The 19,691-nt window shown below is 70.5% G+C and carries 15 protein-coding genes, 4 tRNA genes and 1 other RNA gene; 12 read left to right on the forward strand and 8 right to left on the reverse strand.

Annotated elements, in window-relative coordinates:
- Window positions 1–37: 37 nt before the first annotated feature.
- On the forward strand, window positions 38–1,627 hold the full coding sequence (locus tag OHA88_RS24940) for a helicase HerA-like domain-containing protein (RefSeq protein ID WP_328629786.1): 1,590 nt from the start codon (window positions 38–40) through the stop codon (window positions 1,625–1,627).
- An 86-nt stretch (window positions 1,628–1,713) separates the two neighbouring features.
- Here OHA88_RS24940 and OHA88_RS24945 read toward each other — a convergent pair whose 3' ends face one another.
- The 3 genes from OHA88_RS24945 to OHA88_RS24955 all read right to left on the reverse strand — a co-directional run bounded on the left by OHA88_RS24945 (window position 1,714) and on the right by OHA88_RS24955 (window position 3,872).
- Complete coding sequence (locus OHA88_RS24945) at window positions 1,714–2,313, reverse strand: HhH-GPD-type base excision DNA repair protein (protein ID WP_328627136.1); 600 nt, start codon at window positions 2,311–2,313, stop codon at window positions 1,714–1,716.
- Between the two features lie 161 nt (window positions 2,314–2,474).
- Window positions 2,475–3,494 (reverse strand): LLM class flavin-dependent oxidoreductase, encoded by a 1,020-nt coding sequence (locus OHA88_RS24950; RefSeq protein WP_328627137.1) that lies wholly within the window; start codon window positions 3,492–3,494, stop codon window positions 2,475–2,477.
- A gap of 290 nt (window positions 3,495–3,784) precedes the next feature.
- Window positions 3,785–3,872, reverse strand: a tRNA-Ser gene (locus OHA88_RS24955).
- A 110-nt stretch (window positions 3,873–3,982) separates the two neighbouring features.
- On the opposite strand from OHA88_RS24955, the gene ffs reads away from it, so the two are divergent.
- From ffs to OHA88_RS24985, 6 genes are all read left to right on the forward strand, one after another.
- An RNA gene (gene ffs / locus OHA88_RS24960) (signal recognition particle sRNA small type) lies at window positions 3,983–4,077 on the forward strand.
- A gap of 114 nt (window positions 4,078–4,191) precedes the next feature.
- Complete coding sequence (locus OHA88_RS24965) at window positions 4,192–6,372, forward strand: DNA polymerase III subunit gamma and tau (protein WP_328627138.1); 2,181 nt, start codon at window positions 4,192–4,194, stop codon at window positions 6,370–6,372.
- A 93-nt stretch (window positions 6,373–6,465) separates the two neighbouring features.
- Entirely contained in the window at window positions 6,466–7,716 is a 1,251-nt protein-coding gene (purD, locus tag OHA88_RS24970; protein WP_328627139.1) for a phosphoribosylamine--glycine ligase, read from the forward strand.
- 316 nt (window positions 7,717–8,032) lie between these two features.
- Window positions 8,033–9,793, forward strand: a complete 1,761-nt coding sequence (locus OHA88_RS24975; RefSeq protein WP_328627140.1) for a hypothetical protein — start codon at window positions 8,033–8,035, stop codon at window positions 9,791–9,793.
- Between the two features lie 221 nt (window positions 9,794–10,014).
- Window positions 10,015–11,475, forward strand: a complete 1,461-nt coding sequence (locus OHA88_RS24980; protein ID WP_267004311.1) for a N,N-dimethylformamidase beta subunit family domain-containing protein — start codon at window positions 10,015–10,017, stop codon at window positions 11,473–11,475.
- A 111-nt stretch (window positions 11,476–11,586) separates the two neighbouring features.
- Window positions 11,587–12,486 (forward strand): phosphoribosylaminoimidazolesuccinocarboxamide synthase, encoded by a 900-nt coding sequence (locus OHA88_RS24985; RefSeq protein WP_267004312.1) that lies wholly within the window; start codon window positions 11,587–11,589, stop codon window positions 12,484–12,486.
- Between the two features lie 44 nt (window positions 12,487–12,530).
- On the opposite strand, the gene OHA88_RS24990 is transcribed toward OHA88_RS24985, so the two are convergent.
- The 5 genes from OHA88_RS24990 to OHA88_RS25010 form a co-directional block, all read right to left on the reverse strand.
- A tRNA-Gly gene (locus OHA88_RS24990) sits at window positions 12,531–12,606 on the reverse strand.
- 22 nt (window positions 12,607–12,628) lie between these two features.
- A complete protein-coding gene (locus tag OHA88_RS24995; protein ID WP_328629787.1) occupies window positions 12,629–13,231 on the reverse strand; it encodes a response regulator transcription factor in 603 nt (200 codons plus the stop codon).
- Between the two features lie 340 nt (window positions 13,232–13,571).
- Window positions 13,572–13,644, reverse strand: a tRNA-Gly gene (locus OHA88_RS25000).
- 81 nt (window positions 13,645–13,725) lie between these two features.
- Window positions 13,726–13,797, reverse strand: a tRNA-Gly gene (locus tag OHA88_RS25005).
- A gap of 126 nt (window positions 13,798–13,923) precedes the next feature.
- On the reverse strand, window positions 13,924–14,259 hold the full coding sequence (locus tag OHA88_RS25010; protein WP_328627141.1) for a histone-like nucleoid-structuring protein Lsr2: 336 nt from the start codon (window positions 14,257–14,259) through the stop codon (window positions 13,924–13,926).
- 381 nt (window positions 14,260–14,640) lie between these two features.
- On the opposite strand from OHA88_RS25010, the gene purS reads away from it, so the two are divergent.
- From purS to OHA88_RS25035, 5 genes are all read left to right on the forward strand, one after another.
- A complete protein-coding gene (gene purS / locus OHA88_RS25015; RefSeq protein ID WP_030929711.1) occupies window positions 14,641–14,901 on the forward strand; it encodes a phosphoribosylformylglycinamidine synthase subunit PurS in 261 nt (86 codons plus the stop codon).
- The gene (gene purQ / locus OHA88_RS25020; RefSeq protein WP_030929707.1) at window positions 14,898–15,578 is read left to right on the forward strand and encodes a phosphoribosylformylglycinamidine synthase subunit PurQ; all 681 of its coding nucleotides are present in this window, start codon (window positions 14,898–14,900) and stop codon (window positions 15,576–15,578) included. Before purS ends, purQ begins: the two co-directional genes overlap by 4 nt.
- Window positions 15,575–17,824, forward strand: coding sequence for a phosphoribosylformylglycinamidine synthase subunit PurL (purL, locus tag OHA88_RS25025; RefSeq protein ID WP_328627142.1), 2,250 nt, complete (start codon window positions 15,575–15,577; stop codon window positions 17,822–17,824). The genes purQ and purL overlap by 4 nt, the downstream gene beginning before the upstream one ends.
- A gap of 204 nt (window positions 17,825–18,028) precedes the next feature.
- The gene (locus OHA88_RS25030) at window positions 18,029–18,829 is read left to right on the forward strand and encodes a maleylpyruvate isomerase family mycothiol-dependent enzyme (RefSeq protein WP_328627143.1); all 801 of its coding nucleotides are present in this window, start codon (window positions 18,029–18,031) and stop codon (window positions 18,827–18,829) included.
- A gap of 61 nt (window positions 18,830–18,890) precedes the next feature.
- The gene (locus tag OHA88_RS25035; RefSeq protein ID WP_328627144.1) at window positions 18,891–19,691 is read left to right on the forward strand and encodes an META domain-containing protein; all 801 of its coding nucleotides are present in this window, start codon (window positions 18,891–18,893) and stop codon (window positions 19,689–19,691) included.

A 19,691-nucleotide genomic window follows, 5' to 3' on the forward strand; every position in this document is an offset into this window, starting at 1 on the left:
TGGCAGCGACAGCACGGGCGGGAGCGCGGAATCGGGCATGGGAGACGGCGTCGGAGCGGGCGTGGGGGAGGGCGTCGGCGTGTTGCCGCAGCAGGCCCGGGAGATCGCGGACGGGTACGCCGTCGACGGCGCCGCCCTCGACCTGGGTGCGCTGCTCTGGGACGGTACATGCCTGCCTGCTGCGCAGATCCGGATCCCGCTGGCGATGCTCAACCGGCACGGACTCGTCGCGGGCGCCACCGGCACCGGCAAGACCAAGACCCTCCAGCTCATCGCCGAACAGCTGTCGGCCAACGGCGTGCCGGTCTTTCTCGCCGACATCAAGGGCGATGTGTCCGGCATCGCCGCTCCCGGCGCGCCGGGCGGCAAGGTTGCCGAGCGGGCCGGGCAGGTCGGGCAGCGCTGGGAGGCCAAGGGCTTCCCGTGCGAGTTCTACGCGCTCGGCGGCATCGGTCCCGGTATTCCGCTGCGGGCGACGGTCACCGACTTCGGTCCCGTACTGCTCTCCAAGGTGCTCCAGCTGAACCGTACGCAGGAGCAGTCGCTCGGTCTGATCTTCCACTACGCCGACGCCAAGGGCCTGGAACTGGTGGATCTGAAGGATCTGCGGGCCGTCGTCGCATTTCTCGTCTCGGACACCGGCAAGCCCGAACTGAAGGGGATCGGCGGGCTCTCCACGGCCACGGCCGGGGTGATTCTGCGGTCGCTCACCGTCTTCGAACAGCAGGGGGCGGGCGACTTCTTCGGTGAGCCGGAGTTCGAGACGGCGGAGTTCCTGCGGCAGGCGCCGGACGGCCGGGGGCTGGTCTCCGTGCTGGAACTGGCGGCTGTACAGGACAAGCCGCAGCTCTTCTCGACGTTCCTGATGTGGCTGCTCGCGGATCTCTTCCACGATCTGCCGGAGGCCGGCGACCTCGAGCGGCCCAAGCTGGTGTTCTTCTTCGACGAGGCGCATCTGCTCTTCAACGGGGCGTCGAAGGCGTTCCTGGACTCGATCACGCAGACCGTGCGGCTGATCCGTTCCAAGGGAGTAGGCATCTTCTTCGTCACGCAGACTCCGCGCGATGTACCGGGGGATGTGCTGGGGCAGCTCGGCAACCGGGTGCAGCACGCGCTGCGGGCGTTCACCCCGGACGACGCGAAGGCGCTGCGGGCGACGGTGAAGACGTTCCCGAACTCGTCGTACGACCTGGAGGAGTTGCTGACCCGGCTGGGCATCGGCGAAGCGGTGATCACCGTGCTCAGCGAGAAGGGTGCGCCGACGCCGGTCGCCGCGACCCGGCTGCGGTCGCCGCAGTCGCTGATGGGTCCGCTCGGTGCGGCGGAACTGGACTCGGCGGTGAAGGGATCGTCGCTGTACGGGAGTTATGCACAGGCGGTGGACCGGGAGTCGGCGTACGAGAAGCTCACCGCCGAGCACGAGGCGGAGCAGCGGGCTGTGGCGAAGGCTGCGGGCCGGCCGGAGAAAGGGCCGGCGAAGAGGTCCGGGCAGCCGGAGGACGACGCCTCGCTGGTGGAACAGGTGGTGGGGAGTGGAGTGTTCCGGTCGCTGGCGCGGTCGGTCGGGACGCAGCTGGGGCGGGAGATCTCACGCTCGCTCTTCGGTACGGCGCGCCGCGGGAGGTAGCGGAGGCGGTGGGTGGGAGCCGGACATCGATTCCCACCTGAGAGCAGCTGCCGTCCGCCGGTCGGCGGCATTGCGCCGCCACGGCCTCAGCTCTTCTTTGCTGCCGCCTTCGCCTCCTGTTTGTATGCGCGGACCTTGGCGAGTGAGTCGGGGCCGGTGATGTCGGCGACCGAGCGGTGCGACCCCGCTTCCCCGTACGGCCCTGCCGCGGCCCGCCAGCCGGTCGGCCGCACGTCCAGCTGCTTGCCGAGCAGCGCCAGGAAGATCTGCGCTTTCTGGGCACCGAACCCGGGCAGCGCCTTCAGCCGTTTCAGCAGCTCGGCGCCGGTTCCGGCGTCGCTCCAGACCGCGCTCGCGTCACCGTCGTACTCCGCGACCAGGAACTGGCACAGTTGCTGTACTCGTTTGGCCATGGAGCCGGGATAGCGGTGCAGAGCGGGTTTGGCGGTGAAGAGCTCGGTGAACGCCTCGGGGGCGTAGGCGGCGATCTCATGGGCGTCCAGGTCGTCGGAGCCCATCCGCTGCGCCAGGGTGAACGGGCCGGAGAAGGCCCATTCCATCGGGACCTGCTGGTCCAGCAGCATGCCGATCATGGCCGCGAGCGGGCTGCGGCCGAGAAGCTCGTCCGCCTCCGGCTGTTGAGCGATCCGCAAAGTGACGGCCTTGCTCTTGTTGCTCTGTGTCATGTCTTCGATCATCGCGACAGGGGCGGGCGATGGCGAGTCCAGGAGCCGCCGATGGCCGATCGCCGCCGCTGAAGGGGGACGCATGACGTGACGTCGGAAATCTCTGCTGCGGCAGGCGGGGACGGCTGCCGAGGTCCTCCGAGCACTCGCAGAGACCCGGATCAGACGGACGGTTGCCAGCCGAGAGCCGGGCCGAGCTCGGTGGCGATGTCGGTGAGGATCTGGACGTAGTCGTCGTGGTCGAAGGTGAAGGGCAGTGCGAACGCGACCTCGTCGACCTCCCGGAAGGCGGCGTGCGCTTGGAGCCGTTCAGCGATCTCGGCGGAACTTCCGACGAGGTCGGGCGCGAACATCATGCGGGCCGGCCCCTGCGGCGCGGTGGTGCGCGGCATCCGCTTGTCGGCGTACGCCTCGTACTTGGCACGCTGCTGCGCCGAGGCGGTGTCGGTGGGGATGACGACCAGCCCGTGGGAGACGCGGGCACGCTCGCCATCGGGGTGATGGGCGCGGAAGGTCCGGATGTGCGAGAGCTGGATCTCGGCGAAGTCCTCCGACTCCTCCGCCTTCACGACACTGCTGGTCAGGAAATTCATGCCCTGCTCCCCCGCCCAGCGGGCCGACCGCAGGCTGCCGCCGCCGTACCACATACGGCCGGCCAGGCCGGGTGAGTGCGGCTGGACGCGGTCGGAGTACGCCTCGAACCCCTCCGTACCGCTGAAGTCGGTGGCCGACTCCCCGCGCACGAATGCCAGGAGTCGTCGCACCCGCTCGTAACCGAAGTCCTCGGCGTCGGCGGTGTCGGGGTAGAGCGCGTGCTTCACCCGCTCGTACTGCATCGGTGGGCCGACGCTGACCCCCGGATTGAGGCGGCCCCCCGACAGGATGTCGACGGTCGCCAGGTCCTCGGCCAGCCGCAGCGGATTCTCCCAGCCCAGCGGGGTGACCGCGGTGCCCAGCTGGATGCGGCTGGTGCGCTGGGAGGCCGCCGCCAGAACGACGACGGGGGAGGAGATGCCGTACTGCAGATGCCGGTGCCGCACCCACGCGCTGTCGAAGCCCAGTCGCTCGCCCAGCTCGATGATCGAGAGGGTCGACTCGTGGCCCCGGCGCGGATCGGTCTCGTCGAACAGCCCGATGGTCAGAAAGCCCAGCTTCCGCAGTGGCTTCGAGGTCGGCGGCACAGCATTCCTCCATCGCTCACGGCAGGTACTGCCGTACACCGGCGTTGCCCCGATTGTGGCCGATGGCGAAAGGGCCCCACCGCTCGCGGTGGGGCCCTTCGTAAGGCGTCCGTGAGGTGATCCGGACGAGTCGGCCCAGCCGGAGAAGTGGCAGGTGCTTCCAGGACCCGTACGTCGTCGTGTTCACGTTGTCGCCGGACGAGGACCGGAGGCGGAAAGTGCGACGGACAACGTCGAAGGGCCCCACCGCAAGCGGTGGGGCCCTTCGACGTATTGCCCGGTGAGAGCAATGGCGGAGGATACGAGATTCGAACTCGTGAGGGGTTGCCCCCAACACGCTTTCCAAGCGTGCGCCCTAGGCCACTAGGCGAATCCTCCGCGGCAAACAATACAAGACGTTGAGGAGTGCTCGCGAACACGTTCCCCACCGACGGGGTCGGGACGGCAGCGGGTGGACTTGATCGGGGTGGGATCGGCTAAGGTAGGCATCAGCCCCTCACGTGGCGCTATCTGACTGAACTCCCCCAGGGCCGGAAGGCAGCAAGGGTAGGTTGGCTCTGGCGGGTGCGTGAGGGGCCCTTGCGTGTCCGGGGCCTGCGGAGCTTCCCGGTGTCTTCCGGTGGTGTGGGTTGCCCGGTCCCCGGTGGTGTGCCCGGTCCGGGGCCGGTTGTCAGTCCGCCCCGATAACCTCGTAGGTGTGTCGTCCCTTGCGCTGTACCGCCGCTACCGCCCCGAGTCGTTCGCCGAGGTCATCGGGCAGGAGCATGTCACTGACCCGCTGCAGCAGGCCCTGCGGAACAACCGGGTCAATCACGCGTACCTGTTCAGCGGTCCGCGCGGCTGCGGGAAGACGACCAGTGCGCGCATCCTCGCCCGCTGTCTGAACTGTGAGCAGGGGCCGACGCCGACGCCGTGCGGGGAGTGCCAGTCCTGCCGGGACCTCGCGCGCAACGGGCCGGGATCGATCGATGTCATCGAGATCGACGCCGCATCGCACGGTGGCGTGGACGACGCCCGTGATCTGCGGGAGAAGGCGTTCTTCGGGCCCGCGTCGAGTCGTTACAAGATCTACATCATCGACGAGGCGCACATGGTCACATCGGCGGGGTTCAACGCCCTGCTGAAGGTGGTCGAGGAGCCGCCGGAGCACCTCAAGTTCATCTTTGCGACCACCGAGCCCGAGAAGGTCATCGGCACGATCCGGTCGCGTACGCACCACTACCCGTTCCGCCTCGTGCCGCCGGGGACGCTGCGCGAATATCTCGCCGAGGTCTGCGGCAAGGAGGACAGCTACGTCGAGGACGGCGTGCTGCCGCTGGTCGTGCGGGCCGGCGCCGGATCCGTGCGTGACTCGATGTCCGTGATGGACCAGCTGCTGGCGGGCGCGGGCGACGACGGTGTGACATACGCCATGGCGACCTCGCTGCTCGGGTATACGGACCTGTCGCTGCTCGACTCCATCGTGGACGCGTTCGCCGCGGGCGACGGGGCCGCGGCGTTCGAGGTCGTGGACCGGGTGATCGAAGGCGGAAACGACCCGCGGCGCTTCGTCGCCGACCTGCTGGAACGGCTGCGCGACCTGGTGATCCTGGCCGCTGTGCCGGACGCCGGGGAGAAGGGCCTCATCGACGCACCTGCCGATGTGGTCGAGCGGATGCAGGCCCAGGCGTCCGTCTTCGGCGCTGCCGAGCTGAGCCGCGCCGCCGACCTGGTCAACCAGGGGCTCACGGAGATGCGCGGGGCGACCTCGCCGCGTCTCCAGGTCGAGCTGATCTGCGCTCGGGTGCTGCTGCCCGCGGCCTTCGACGACGAGCGTTCGCTGCAGGCCCGGCTGGACCGGCTGGAGCGCGGCGCCTCCTTCGCGACCGCCGGGTCCGGGCCCGCCATGGGGTACGTGCCGGGACCTCAGGCGCAGGCGCATGCGCCCGCAGCCATGGTTCCGCCGGGTGACGGGGTCGCTGCGGCGCGGGCGGCCGTGCGGGGGGACACCCCCGAGACCGTGCCCGTGCAGCCCGCACAGCCCGCACAGCCCGCCCAGCCCGCCCAGTACGTGGCCCCGGCAGCGCCCGCTGCGCCTGCCGCTCCTGCTCCGCAGCCGCCCGCCGAGGCTCCCACGGGTGGGCAGCGTCCCGGGGCCTGGCCCGCCGCGGCCGCGCCGGAGTCCGGGCGCCGCCCCGGTGGCTGGCCGACCGCCTCCGCCCCGGGTCAGGCACCGGCCCCCGTCGCCCCTGCGGCCCCCGCCCCGGCCCCCGCGGCGCCGGCCCCCGCCCCGGGTGCCGCCCCCCAGCCGAGCCCGGGCATGACACAGGGTGCCGCGCAGGTGCGGAACATGTGGCCGGACATCCTCGAGGCCGTCAAGAACCGGCGCCGGTTCACCTGGATCCTGCTCAGCCAGAACGCGCAGGTCACCGGGTTCGACGGCGCCACCCTGCAGATCGGCTTCCTCAACGCCGGTGCCCGCGACAACTTCGCGAGCAGCGGCAGCGAGGACGTGCTCAAGCAGGCGCTCGCCGAGCAGTTCAACATGCAGTGGAAGATCGAGGCGATCGTCGACCCGTCGGGCGGCGCGGGACAGCCCCCGCAGACCGGCGGTGGCCGGCCGTCCGCCCCGCCCGCACCGCAGCGCCCGGCCGCGCCCGCCCCGCAGCAGTACGAGTCCCGGCCCGCGCCGGCCCAGCATCAGCAGCCGGGCGCCGGCCCCGCCGCGGCCCCCGCCCCGCAGCCCCGGACCGCTCCCGAGCCGCCGCGTCCGGTCGCCCCGGAGGACGACACTCCGGAGGCGGACGACCCGGATCTGGTCGACTCGGCGCTCTCCGGTCACGACCTGATCGTCCGGGAGCTGGGGGCCACGGTCGTCGAGGAGTTCACCAACGAGTAGCGCGGGCCGGGCGGGGCCGCGGTACGCCTCACGGGCTGTCCACGGAGCGGCATCCGTCAAGGCCGCCGCGCCCCGGCGGTTAGGCTGCACCCCGTGAAGGTCCTCGTCATCGGCGGCGGCGCCCGCGAACACGCCCTGTGCCGCTCTCTCTCCCTCGACCCCGAAGTCACCGCTCTGTACTGCGCGCCCGGCAATGCCGGCATCGCGGAGGTGGCCGAACTGCACCCGGTCGACGCGCTCGACGGCGACGCCGTCGCGGGCCTCGCCACCGAACTGGGCGCCGAGCTGGTGGTCGTCGGCCCGGAGGCGCCGCTTGTCGCCGGGGTCGCCGACGCCGTGCGCGCCGCGGGCATCCCCTGCTTCGGCCCCTCCGGTGAGGCGGCCCAGCTGGAAGGCTCCAAGGCGTTCGCCAAGGACGTGATGGCCGGGGCGGGTGTCCCCACCGCCCGCAGCTACGTCTGCACCACCCCCGCCGAGATCGACACCGCCCTCGACGCCTTCGGTGCCCCGTACGTCGTCAAGGACGACGGTCTCGCCGCAGGCAAGGGCGTCGTCGTCACGGGCGACATCGAGGCGGCCCGCGCCCACGCGCTGGCCTGCGACCGCGTGGTCATCGAGGAGTTCCTCGACGGCCCCGAGGTGAGCCTCTTCGCGATCACGGACGGCACGACCGTGCTGCCGCTCCAGCCCGCCCAGGACTTCAAGCGGGCCCTCGACAACGACGAGGGCCCGAACACCGGCGGCATGGGTGCGTACTCCCCGCTCCCGTGGGCCGATCCCAAGCTGGTCGACGAGGTCATGGAGACGGTCCTCCAGCCGACCGTCGACGAGCTCCGCCGCCGTGGCACCCCGTTCTCCGGGCTGCTGTACGCGGGTCTCGCGATCACCTCGCGCGGTGTCCGTGTCATCGAGTTCAACGCCCGCTTCGGCGACCCGGAGACCCAGGTGGTCCTGGCCCGTCTGAGGACCCCACTGGCCGGTGTCCTGCTGGGCTCCGCCAACGGCACCCTCGACGAGCTGCCTCCGCTCAAGTGGCGCGACGATGCCGCGGTCACCGTGGTCATCGCCTCGCACAACTACCCGGACACGCCGCGGACGGGTGACCCGATCCACGGCCTCGACGAGGTGGCGGCGCAGGATGCCCCGCATGCGTACGTCCTGCACGCCGGGACCAGGCGCGACGGCGACGAGATCGTCAGCGCGGGCGGCCGCGTGCTGTCCGTGACCGCGACCGGCAAGGATCTCGCCAGCGCCCGTGAACGTGCCTACACGGCGGCCGCGCGGATCCGGCTCGACGGCTCGCAGCTGCGTACGGACATCGCCCGGAAGGCTGCCGGAGTCTGACCGGGCGGCTCCGGCCGGCCCTGCACATCGCGCCCCCTCAGGCCCGAGGCCCGAGGGGGCGCGGCACGTCCCCGGACGTCCCGGCCCGCTGCCCGAGCGCCTCTGCCCTATGGACACCGGTCCGTCAGCACCTTTGCCCAAAGCCATTCCATCGAGTGACGGCTGAGCCATCCGGATGACGCCCGCCGAGGCCCCAACTAGGGTGCGGCGCAAGCGTTCCGGCACTTGGCCCACCGGCATTGCGATGTCGGTGACGGGTGCCACAGTGGGGGAGTGAGCACTACCGCCGCGGGGGCAGAGGGGGTGACGTCCGGCCGTGTCCGGTACCGGTACTGGTGAGGAGCTGGGTGTGCAGGCTGCGCGCGCCCGAGCTCTTGCCCTGCTGCGCATCCGCAGCAGGGCAACGGCCGTGGCCCTGCTGCCGGCGGCGGTCGCCGTCGTGCTGCTCGTCGCGAGCGCGCAGGGCCGCATCGGCGGTGGCGGTTGGGACGCAGCGCGCTGGGCCGTGACGGCCTGCGCGGCGGTCGTGCTGCTGGGCGCCGCGGCGGTCTCGGTCGCGATCGTACGAGCGAGGCCGGCGGTCAGTCCGACGGTCCCGCTCACCGAGCAGGCCGCCCCCGATCTGTACCGGCTGGTCCGGGACCTCGCCGACCGGCTCGGCGTACCCGCACCGTCGGCCATAGCCCTGACGCCCGACTGCGACAGCTGGCTGGAGGACCGCACACACCCCTCAGCACAGCCCGCTGAGAGCTCGGCGACCCGGCCCGCCGCCTCCGGTGGCCGCCGTCATCGGGTGCCGGTGGCGCCCGTGCTGGTCATCGGGTCGCCGTTCCTGTGGTGGATGCGGGTTGCCGAGCTACGGGCGGTGCTCGCCCCGGTCGTCGCGGGTACGGGCCCCGCCGCCCACCCCGATATAGCCGCCGCCCGCCGTTTCGTACGAGGGCTGGACGGCGCGGTCGCCGATGCGGCCGTCCCCGCCCCCGGACGGTTCGCGCGGCTGCGCGGGCTGCCGCGCGGCCTCGTCGGCTGGATCGCCCGGCTGCTCCTGCGCAGCTGTCGCGGCCATGCCGCCGCGATGGAGCGGGGTGTCGCCGCCGCCGCGTCCGAGCGTGCACAGGCTGTGGATTACGGGCTGCGGATCGCGGCCCAGGAGCAGGTCGGCCTTGCCTACGCGGGCTGGGACCGGCTGCTCACCCGGGTCGCGCTGCCGGCCTGGCGGATGGGCCGCTGGCCGTCCCGGCTCGACGCGGGCGTCGTCTCCGCCCTCACCGAGCTCTCCCGGCGCGATCGCCTCGCCGAGGGCTTCACCTCCCGACTCGGCGAGCGCCCCGCCTGCGACCTCCTCGAGGAGCCGGGCGCGGCCGACGAGGCGGCCTCGCTGCTCGCCGCCCGCCTCTTCCACGGCGGCCCCGCAGAGACCGGTCCCGACTGGTCCCCGGTCGACTGGCAGCAGTACCCGGAAGAGGTTGTCGACCGGAAGTGGCGTACCGAAGCGGCCCGCCTGCTCCGCGTCCTCGATGCGATGGGTGTACGCCCCGCCCCGGCCGGAGGACCCGACGAGGCGGTCGGGGGTGCCGGGGCCGTCCGGGCTTTCGGGGCACACGGCGCCGGTGTCGCCGTGCCCACGCTGGCCCGGGTCGTCGAGCAGCTCTCCGGCCCGGACGGGCGGGGCGAGGAGCTCGCGGCCGGGATCAGCGCGGCGGTGGCCCGCGAGGAGGCCGCAGCCCCGCAGCAGCCCCCGGCAGGCTCGCCCGCGGGCGCCGCCTCCGACGGTGACGCCCTGGACTTCTGGGGCCCCGACCCCCTGCCGCTCTTCCCGCTCCAGCCGCCCCGTACCGGCACGGAGCTGCTCGCCGACCATGTCGCGGCGATGGTCTGCTGCGCCGCCGTGGACACGGCAGGCGCGGCGCCCGGGCTCGACTGGCTCGACGGGCCGGCCCTGCTGGTCGACGGCGAGCGCCGGGCCGATCTGGGCAGTCCCGTGCTCAGCCTGGTCGAGGACGGGGACGCCGGACCGCTGCGTTGCTGGCTCGCCTCGGTCGGCGTCCGTACCGACAAGCCCGTCCGCCTCGTGTGACCCACGGCCCACCCCGTCCCCGCCCGCCACCGGCGGCACGGGCGGGTATCCGGAAGGGTCCGTTCCATTCACGTCAATTCGCGACGAACGGTGACGGAGTGCATGCGTTATGTGATGTGCTGGGGATCGACGCTGACAGCCGTCGCACCACAGGCTGACACTCGGCGCACCACAGTCGGCACATCACCGTTGTCTCGGGGGATTCGAGGGAGGTAAGCGCTATGGGGGCGGAGCAGATTCGTCGGTGGGAATCGGGTGCCCTCGCGCATGCCGTCTCCGACCCCTTCGGCCAGGGCCCCCTGCCCTGGCTGCGCGGCAGTGAGAACTACTTCGACGACACCGGCCAGGTCGTCCCCTGGTACGCGGATCTCGCCCTGGCCCGCGGTACCGGAGGCGGCACCCGTACCGCCGACGACGTACACCGCCAGATCAAGGGCTTCATCTCGACCGGCGCCGCGGCCCCCGGCGAGGCGATCGACTTCCACATCACCGTGGACCCGCCCCAGCAGTTCTCCGTGGACATCTACCGGATCGGCCATTACGGGGGCGACGGCGCCGCCAAGATCACCACCAGCCCGCGGCTCTCCGGCATCGTCCAGCCGCCCCCGCTCACCGCCGACCGGACCGTCTCCTGCCACCACTGGTGGCAGTCCTGGCGGTTGCAGATCCCCACCTACTGGTCGATCGGCGCCTATGTCGCCGTGCTCACCACGGCCGACGGATACCGCTCCCACATCCCTTTCACGGTGCGTGACAACCACCCGGCCGATCTGCTGCTCGTCCTGCCGGACATCACCTGGCAGGCGTACAACCTCTACCCCGAGGACGGCCGCACCGGCGCCAGCCTGTACCACGCCTGGGACGAGCAGGGCCGGCTCCTCGGTGAGGAGGACGCCGCGGTCACCGTCTCCTTCGACCGCCCGTACGCGGGTGCCGGACTGCCGCTCCACGTCGGTCACGCCTACGACTTCATCCGCTGGGCCGAGCGGTACGGCTACGACATCGCCTACGCCGATACCCGCGATCTGCACGCGGGCCGGATCGACGTCAGCCGCTACCGGGGCCTGGTCTTCCCGGGCCACGACGAGTACTGGTCGGTCCCGATGCGCCGCACGGTGGAGGCCGCCCGGGACGGCGGAACCTCGCTGGTCTTCCTCTCCGCCAACACCATGTACTGGCAGGTCAGCCTCTCACCGTCGCCGTCCGGCGTGCCGGACCGGCTGCTCACCTGCCGCAAGCGCCGCGGCCCGGGGAAGCCCGCGCTCTGGCGCGAGGTCGACCGGGCCGAGCAGCAGCTTCTCGGCATCCAGTACGCGGGCCGGGTCCCCGACCCCCACCCCCTGGTCGTACGGAACGCGGAGCACTGGCTCTGGGACGCGACCGGGGCCGACGAGGGCGACGAGATCGACGGCCTGGTCGCGGGCGAGGCCGACCGCTACTTCCCGCGCACCACACTCCCCCAGCACGAGAACCGCATCCTGCTCGCCCACTCCCCCTACCAGGACAGCGAAGGCACGACGCGCCACCAGGAGACGTCCCTGTACCGGGCCCCTTCAGGCGCCCTCGTCTTCGCCTCCGGCACCTTCGCCTGGTCCCCGGCGCTGGACCGCCCCGGCCATGTGGACCCGCGCATCCAGCGCGCCACCGCGAATCTCCTCGACCGCATCTGCAAACACGCCTGAACGACACGTCACCGCCGCCACGTACTGCCGCTGCTCCACCCCGCTCCACCCCACCCCATCCGGATACGGGACAATCGGAACGACTCCTGGATCAACCTACGCGGAGGCAGCGTGTCCGGATTCGTAGAAAAGCCCGAGCCCGTGGTGGTCCCCGGACTCACCCACCTCCACACCGGCAAGGTGCGGGATCTTTACCGGAACGAGGCGGGCGACCTCGTCATGGTCGCCAGCGACCGTATGTCCGCGTACGACTGGGTCCTGCCCACCGAGATCCCCGACAAGGGGCGCGTCCTGACCCGGCTGTCGCTGTGGTGGTTCGACCAGCTCTCCGATCTCGTCCCGAACCACGTGCTGTCCACGGAGCTCCCCGCCGGGGCGCCCGCGGACTGGGCCGGCCGGACGCTGATCTGCAAGTCGCTGCGGATGGTCCCGGTCGAGTGTGTCGCCCGCGGCTATCTCACCGGCTCGGGCCTCGTCGAGTACAACGCGTCCCGTACGGTCTGCGGCCTCGCCCTCCCCGAGGGCCTCGTCGACGGCTCCGAACTCCCGGCGCCGATCTTCACCCCCGCCACCAAGGCGGCCGTCGGTGACCACGACGAGAACGTGTCGTACGAGGAAGTGGCCCGCGAGGTCGGCACGGAGACCGCGGCCCGGCTGCGCCGCACCACCCTCGACGTCTACGCCCGGGCCCGGGACATCGCCCGTGAGCGCGGCATCATTCTCGCGGACACGAAGTTCGAGTTCGGCTTCGACGGTGACGAGCTGATCATCGCGGACGAGGTGCTGACGCCGGACTCGTCGCGCTTCTGGCCGGCCGCCGCCTGGGAGCCGGGCAAGGCCCAGCCCTCGTACGACAAGCAGTTCGTACGGGACTGGCTGACCTCGCCGGCCTCCGGCTGGGACCGCAAGAGCGAACAGCCGCCCCCGGCACTGCCGCAGGAGATCGTCGACGCGACCCGGTCGAAGTACCTGGAGGCGTACGAGCTCCTCACCGGCAACACCTGGCAGTAGGAAACGAAGAAGGCCCCGGTCACGAGGACCGGGGCCTTCTTGCGTGGAGCGAACGACGAGGTTCGAACTCGCGACCTCAACCTTGGCAAGGTTGCGCTCTACCAGCTGAGCTACGTTCGCATGCGCCGAAGCGCGAGAACCACTATACCCATCCTCGTTCCCGCTCGAGACGCACTGCCGCGTGACAGTTTTCCGCGCCGAGCTTCGAGGCGGCCGCGGAGAGGTGGTTCCGTACGGTCCCCTGCGACAGGGGCGCCCGCTCCGCGATCTCCGCCACCGGCGCCCCGTCCGCCGCCAGTTCCCGTACCTCGGCCTTGCGCAAGGTCAGCGGCGAGTCCCCGGCGGAGATCGCGGCGGCGGCCAACTCCGGGTCCACATAACGGTTTCCGGCGTGCACGGTACGGATGATGCCGGCCGGCTGCCGGGCGCTGACCGCCTTCGGCACGAACGCCCGCACACCCGCCGCGAGCGCCCGCTTCAGATGTCCGGGGCGGCCGTGACCGGTCGCGATCATGGTCCGGCAGCCGGGCAGTTCGGCCCGCAGCGATGTGGCCACACTCACACCGTCCGCACCCGGCATCTGCAGATCGAGTACCGCCACGTCGGGGCAGCGGGCCCGCGCCATGGCGAGAGCCTCCGGACCGGCGGCCGCCTCCGCCACCACGACGAGGTCGTCCTCCAGCGCGATCAGCGCGGCGAGCGCACCGCGGATCAGATGCTCGTCATCGGCGAGCAGTACGCGTATCGCGGTCCCGCCGCCCCTCCAGGACCGCCGGACGGGCTTCCCTGCGGGCCGGCGGGACCTTCGCCGTCAGCCTGAACAGCCCGTCGACCCGCGTGCCACGGAGAAGGAGATCCCGGGCACGGCCTCGAAGCCGCCGGCGTGACGTCGCCGCATTCCGTCCGCCTCGATCACGCATTCATCGCCGGTATGCCTTCAGGCTTCCGCCGGATGGCGGCCGCAAGCAGTGCGAGCTGTCACCACTGCCCGTCACAAACGTCATGGGTAGTCACGGAGCAGGGCGCCGGAATACGCCGAAGGCCCTGGTCGATATCGACCAGGGCCTTCGAACAACACGATCAAGAGCGGACGACGAGATTCGAACTCGCGACCCTCACCTTGGCAAGGTGATGCTCTACCAACTGAGCCACGTCCGCATTGCTGCCGCTCAGCTTTCACTGGGCGGTGCGAACACCACTCTACCTGATCCACCGGAGTGGTCCATAAGAGTGATGCAGAGCGGGTGACAGGAATTGCACACTGCGCCTTCCCCCTGGAAGGGGGATGTTCTGCTACTGAACTACACCCGCACGCTGCGTGAGGTTCGGCCTTTTCGGCCTTGCCCCTCGGCGTGCTCCAGACTCTAGCCGACCTGATGGGGTGTCGCGCAAGTCGGTGCCTGCGGGGTGTCGTCGCAGGGTGCGTTCCGGTACCCCTCAACTCGCCTCGCGGAAGGCCTCGTAGACCTTCTTGGGGATCCGGCCGCGGGCCGGTACCTCCATTCGGTGGGACCGGGCCCAGGCGCGCACGGCCGCCGGGTCGGGCGCGAGCGAGGTGTGCCGGTACGACACGGGGGTCTTGCCGTGCTTGCTGGCATTTGTCTGCTTACGGCCGGCTGCCATGTACGGGGCCAGGGCCTTGCGCAGTTTCTTTGCATTGGACGGATTCAGGTCGATCTCGTACGACTTCCCGTCCAGGGCGAAGGCAACCGTTTCCGCCGCTTCTCCCCCGTCGATGTCGTCGGAGAGCGTGACCACTACGCGCTGAGCCACGGATATTGGTCCTTTCCTGCGGCATCGGCGCTTCTGACATGCGCTGATGCCGGCCTTCCGGCTGCTGGGCGGATGGGGCCGACATGTGTCGACTGTTTAGAGGCAATACTGCTTTCCCTGCTAATCATTTGTACAGCGGTAGGCACCGCATTGTGAAGCCCAGCCAATTACCTCCGCGTGTCCGCCTTCTATGCGCGATCCTGTGAGGGTTTTTTTTGCGGGACTTTTCCCGCACGTTGTCACGGCCGATATCTCCGCGTGATCAGGGCCTGGTGATATCTACCCGCGTAGAATTTCTGGCCAGGTAGGCTGAGGTCACCTGCGGGGGTCTGGGGAGCCCCCCGGAGAAACAGCCGCACCACACCACCACCGGGAGTGCCAGTGGCACGCGTCGTAGTCGACGTCATGCTCAAGCCCGAGATCCTCGACCCGCAGGGACAGGCGGTGCAGCGTGCACTGCCCCGTCTCGGCTTCGAGGGAATCGCGGACGTACGTCAGGGAAAGCGTTTCGAGCTCGAGGTCGAGGGGCCGGTCGACGACGCCGCCCTCACCCGCATTCATGAGATGGCCGAGACGTTCCTCGCCAACACCGTCATCGAGGACTTCACCGTGAAGGTGGAGAAGGCCGAGGAGTCGAAGTGACTGCTCGTATCGGAGTCGTCACCTTTCCCGGCACGCTCGACGACCAGGACAGCCTGAGGGCCGTACGCGTCGCGGGCGCCGAACCCGTATCGCTGTGGCACCGCGACAAGGACCTGCACCAGGTCGACGCGGTCATCCTGGCGGGCGGTTTCTCCTACGGCGACTATCTGAGGGCCGGAGCCATCTCCCGGTTCTCGCCGGTCATGGAGACCGTCATCGAGCAGGCGAAGGCCGGAATGCCGGTCCTCGGTATCTGCAACGGCTTCCAGATTCTGACCGAGGCACATCTGCTGCCCGGCGCGATGCTGCGCAACAACCACCTGCACTTCATCTGCCGTGACCAGAAGCTGCGCGTCGAGAACGCGGAGACGGCCTGGACCTCGGACTACTCCGCGGGCCAGGAAATCTCCGTACCGCTCAAGAACATGGACGGGCGCTACGTCGCCGACGAGCGCGTCCTCGACGAGCTGGAGGCGGAGGGCCGCGTCGCCTTCCGCTACCTGGACGTGAACCCCAACGGTTCGCTGCGCGACATCGCCGGCATCACCAATGCCGCGGGCAACGTCGTCGGTCTGATGCCGCACCCGGAGCACGCCGTCGAGCCGCTGATCGGGACCGGTCGCACCGACGGCCTCGGTTTCTTCACCTCGATCATCAAGAAGCTGGTCAACGCATGAGCCTGGATACGGTCAAGCACGCGGCCGAGACCCCGGACGTCGCGCAGCCCTGGAAGGAGCTCGGCCTCAAGGAGGACGAGTACGCCCGGATCCGCGAGATCCTGGGCCGTCGTCCCACCGGCGCCGAGCTCGCCATGTACTCCGTGATGTGGTCCGAGCACTGCTCGTACAAGAGCAGCAAGGTCCACCTCAAGCAGTTCGGCGAGAAGGTCCCCGCCAACGACGCGATGCTCGTCGGCATCGGCGAGAACGCCGGTGTGGTCGACGTCGGTCAGGGTTACGCGGTCACCTTCAAGGTCGAGTCGCACAACCACCCCTCGTACATCGAGCCCTACCAGGGCGCGGCCACCGGCGTCGGCGGCATCGTCCGCGACATCCTCGCCATGGGTGCCCGCCCCGTCGCGGTCGTCGACCCGCTGCGGTTCGGCGCGGCCGACCACCCCGACACCAAGCGGGTCCTGCCCGGCGTCGTCGCGGGCATCGGCGGGTACGGCAACTGCCTCGGTCTGCCGAACATCGGCGGCGAGGTCGTCTTCGACGCCTGCTACCAGGGCAACCCGCTCGTCAACGCCGGCTGCATCGGCGTGATGAAGCACGAGGACATCCACCTCGCCAAGGCCTCCGGCCCCGGCAACAAGGTGATCCTGTACGGCGCCCGCACCGGCGGCGACGGCATCGGCGGTGTCTCGGTCCTCGCCTCGGAGACCTTCGAGTCGACCGGCCCGGCGAAGCGTCCGGCCGTCCAGGTCGGCGACCCGTTCCAGGAGAAGCTCCTGATCGAGTGCACCCTGGAGATCTTCGGCGAGAAGCTCGTCGCCGGTATCCAGGACCTCGGCGGTGCGGGTCTCTCCTGCGCCACCTCGGAGCTGGCCTCCGCAGGTTCCGGCGGTATGCGCGTCGAGCTGGACACCGTTCCGCTGCGCGACTCCTCCCTCTCGCCCGAGGAAATCCTCATGAGCGAGTCGCAGGAGCGCATGTGCGCGATCGTCGAGCCGGACAACGTCGGCCGCTTCATGGAGATCTGCGAGAAGTGGGACGTCATCGCCACCGTCATCGGTGAGGTGACCGAGGGCTCGCAGCTGGAGATCTTCTGGCACGGCGAGCAGATCGTCGACGTGCCGCCGCGGTCCGTCGCCCACGAGGGCCCGACCTACCACCGCCCGTTCGCCCGCCCGTCCTGGCAGGACGCGCTGCAGGCCGACGACGCGAACAAGCTGGCCCGCCCGGCGAACGCCGCCGAGCTGCGCGAGCAGGTCCTCAAGCTGGTCGCCTCGCCGAACCAGGCCTCCAAGGCATGGATCACGGACCAGTACGACCGGTTCGTGCAGGGCAACACGGTGCTCGCGATGCCCGAGGACGCCGGCATGGTCCGGATCGACGAGAAGTCGAACCTGGGCGTGGCCATGGCGACCGACGGCAACGGCCGCTACGCGAAGCTCGACCCGTACACAGGCGCGCAGCTCGCACTGGCGGAGGCGTACCGCAATGTCGCCACCTCCGGCGCCAAGCCGCTCGCCATCTCGGACTGCCTGAACTTCGGTTCGCCCGAGGACCCGGACGTCATGTGGCAGTTCGCCGAGGCCACCCGTGGTCTCGCGGACGGCTGCCTGGAGCTCGGCACCCCGGTCACCGGCGGCAATGTGTCGCTGTACAACCAGACCGGTGAGACGGCGATCCACCCGACGCCGGTCGTGGCCGTGCTCGGTGTGATCGACGACGTGACACGGCGTACGCCGGTCGCCTTCAAGGAAGAGGGCCAGCTCCTCTACCTGCTCGGCGACACGCGTGAGGAGTTCGGCGGCTCGGCCTGGTCCGAGGTCGTCCACAACCACCTCGGCGGTCTGCCGCCCAAGGTCGACCTGGGCCGCGAGAAGCTGCTCGGCGAGATCCTGATCTCGGCGTCCCGCGACGGCATGGTCGACGCGGCGCACGACCTCTCCGACGGCGGCCTGATCCAGGCGGTCACCGAGTCCTGCCTCCGTGGCGGGAAGGGTGCCCGGCTGGTCGTGCCGGACGGTCTGGACGCGTTCACGTTCCTCTTCTCGGAGTCGGCGGGCCGCGCGGTCGTCTCGATTCCGCGCAGCGAGGAGCTCCGCTTCAACGACATGTGCGGGGCGCGGGGTCTACCCGTCACCCGGATCGGTGTCGTGGACGGCGAGGAGATCGAGGTCCAGGGCGAGTTCAGCATTCCGCTGAGCGAGCTCCGCACGGCGCACGAGGCGACGATCCCGGGCCTGCTCGCCTGAGTCGGTTCCGTGTCAGCGCTTTGAGCGAAGCCCCCGTCCGGTCCACCGGGCGGGGGCTTCGGCATCGCGTGCGTACCGGTGCCGGATCGGTCTTCGGTGGTGGTGAGCGGCAGCGCCGGTGCGGCTCGGAGTACCGCCCGGGCTCCTTCGCGACCGAGGCCGACCGGGGCACGGCGCCCGCCGACTGCCCGTAGGCTCGCTGCCATGCCGCCGTCCCAGAAGCGCGCCCGCCGCTACGACCTCGTCCGGACCCGCACCGCCGTTCAGGCACAGTTCTCCCATGTCCGGTCGGCAGTAAGTAGTCTGACGCCGGATCAGCTGGCTCTGCCGACCCGGCTCGGGGAGTGGACGGTGCGCGAGCTTGCCGCCCATCTGGCGATGGCTGTCTCGAACGTCTGCCGGAACCTGGAGCTGCCGGAGCCGCCCGGCGAGAAGCCCGACCTCACACTGCTGGAGTGGCCGTTCTCGACCGCCGGGCGGGCCGGCCGGATCGCCGATGACACCAAGGTGCTCGCCGCGGACCGCCCCGATCTCGACGCGTTGTACGCGGAGGTCGCCGACCGGTTCGAGGCGGTGGTGCCGGGCGCGGGCGAGGACCGGCTGCTGCCCACCCGGGTGGGCGTGATGCGGCTGGGCGACTTCCTCGTCACCCGCGCGGTCGAACTCGTCGTGCACACGGACGATCTGAACGCGGCGACGGGGCTGGACATCCCGTACGACCGGCAGGCCCTTGCCGCCTGCACCCGGTTGCTCACGGACGCCCTCGCGGAGAAGGCGCCCGGCGGTTCGGTCGAGGTGCGCGTCCCGCCGTTCGCCGTCGTCCAGTGCGTCCAGGGTCCGAAGCACACCCGCGGTACGCCGCCCAACGTCGTCGAGACCGATCCGCTGACCTGGATCCGGCTCGCCACCGGGCGTACCCAGTGGTCCCGGGCGCTCGACGAGGCGAAGGTCAGCGCGAGCGGCGAGCGGGCCGACCTGGGCGACCTGCTGCCACTGCTCGGCTGACGGAAGGCGGGGGAACCGGATCGGCCCCTCGTACCGTCACATGACCATGTTCGGACAACGTATGGCTGTCAGCGTCCTGGCCCTCCTCACCCTCGCCGCGTGCGGTACGGAGTCGGGTTCCGGCTCCGGGTCCGGCGACGGCAGCGGCACCGTACGGACGGACCTGCCCGTCACCGGCGTCCACTGGAACGTCGATTCGGTGACGGTCGGAGGGAAGAGGACCGCGGCCCCGGACGGAGCCCACGTCACGATCACGCCCGACGGCAGGGCCACCGGGAACTTCGGTTGCAACCACTTCACCGCCGCGGTCCGCGTGGACGGCGACACGGTCACCGTGAAGCCGGCCACGACCACCGAGATGGGTTGCGAGAAGGATCTTCAGCAGTTCGAGCGGGCCCTGTCCGGCACGTTCAGCGGCAGACTGACCGCCGCGGCGACGGAGAAGCACCTGACCTTGACCACGGCGAAGGGCGACTCCATCGCCTTCACCTCGGAGCCTTCTGCCCCGCTCATCGGCACCACCTGGACCGTCACCGCTCTGGTCTCCGGCTCGGCCGTCTCGTCGCTGCCCGCCGGTGCGGAGAAGAAGGCGCGACTGAGCTTCGGCAAGGACGACTCCGTGCAGGGCACCCCCGGCTGCAACCAGTTCCGCGGCGCCGCGAAGGTATCCGGCTCCGCCATCACGTTCGGCCGGATCAACGGCACCAAGATGATGTGCCCGGATCCGCAGATGAAGGTGGAACGCGCGCTGCTCGCGATCCTGGACGGGAAGACGACGTACAGGATCGATCACCGCACGCTGACCCTCACCGCAGCGAACGGAGAGGGTTTCAGCGCCACGGCACCCGCACCCGGGAAGTGA

This window comes from Streptomyces sp. NBC_00353, from assembly GCF_036108815.1.
GTDB lineage: Bacteria > Actinomycetota > Actinomycetes > Streptomycetales > Streptomycetaceae > Streptomyces.

What these genes read in the sequence shown, in the direction of transcription:
- OHA88_RS24940 (WP_328629786.1), top strand. Translation starts at nt 38, where the DNA reads ATGGGAGACGGCGTCGGAGCGGGCGTGGGGGAGGGCGTCGGCGTGTTG.
- OHA88_RS24945 (WP_328627136.1), bottom strand. Translation starts at nt 2,313, where the DNA reads ATGACACAGAGCAACAAGAGCAAGGCCGTCACTTTGCGGATCGCTCAA.
- OHA88_RS24980 (WP_267004311.1), top strand. Translation starts at nt 10,015, where the DNA reads ATGGGGGCGGAGCAGATTCGTCGGTGGGAATCGGGTGCCCTCGCGCAT.
- purL (WP_328627142.1), top strand. Translation starts at nt 15,575, where the DNA reads ATGAGCCTGGATACGGTCAAGCACGCGGCCGAGACCCCGGACGTCGCG.
- OHA88_RS25030 (WP_328627143.1), top strand. Translation starts at nt 18,029, where the DNA reads ATGCCGCCGTCCCAGAAGCGCGCCCGCCGCTACGACCTCGTCCGGACC.
- OHA88_RS25035 (WP_328627144.1), top strand. Translation starts at nt 18,891, where the DNA reads ATGGCTGTCAGCGTCCTGGCCCTCCTCACCCTCGCCGCGTGCGGTACG.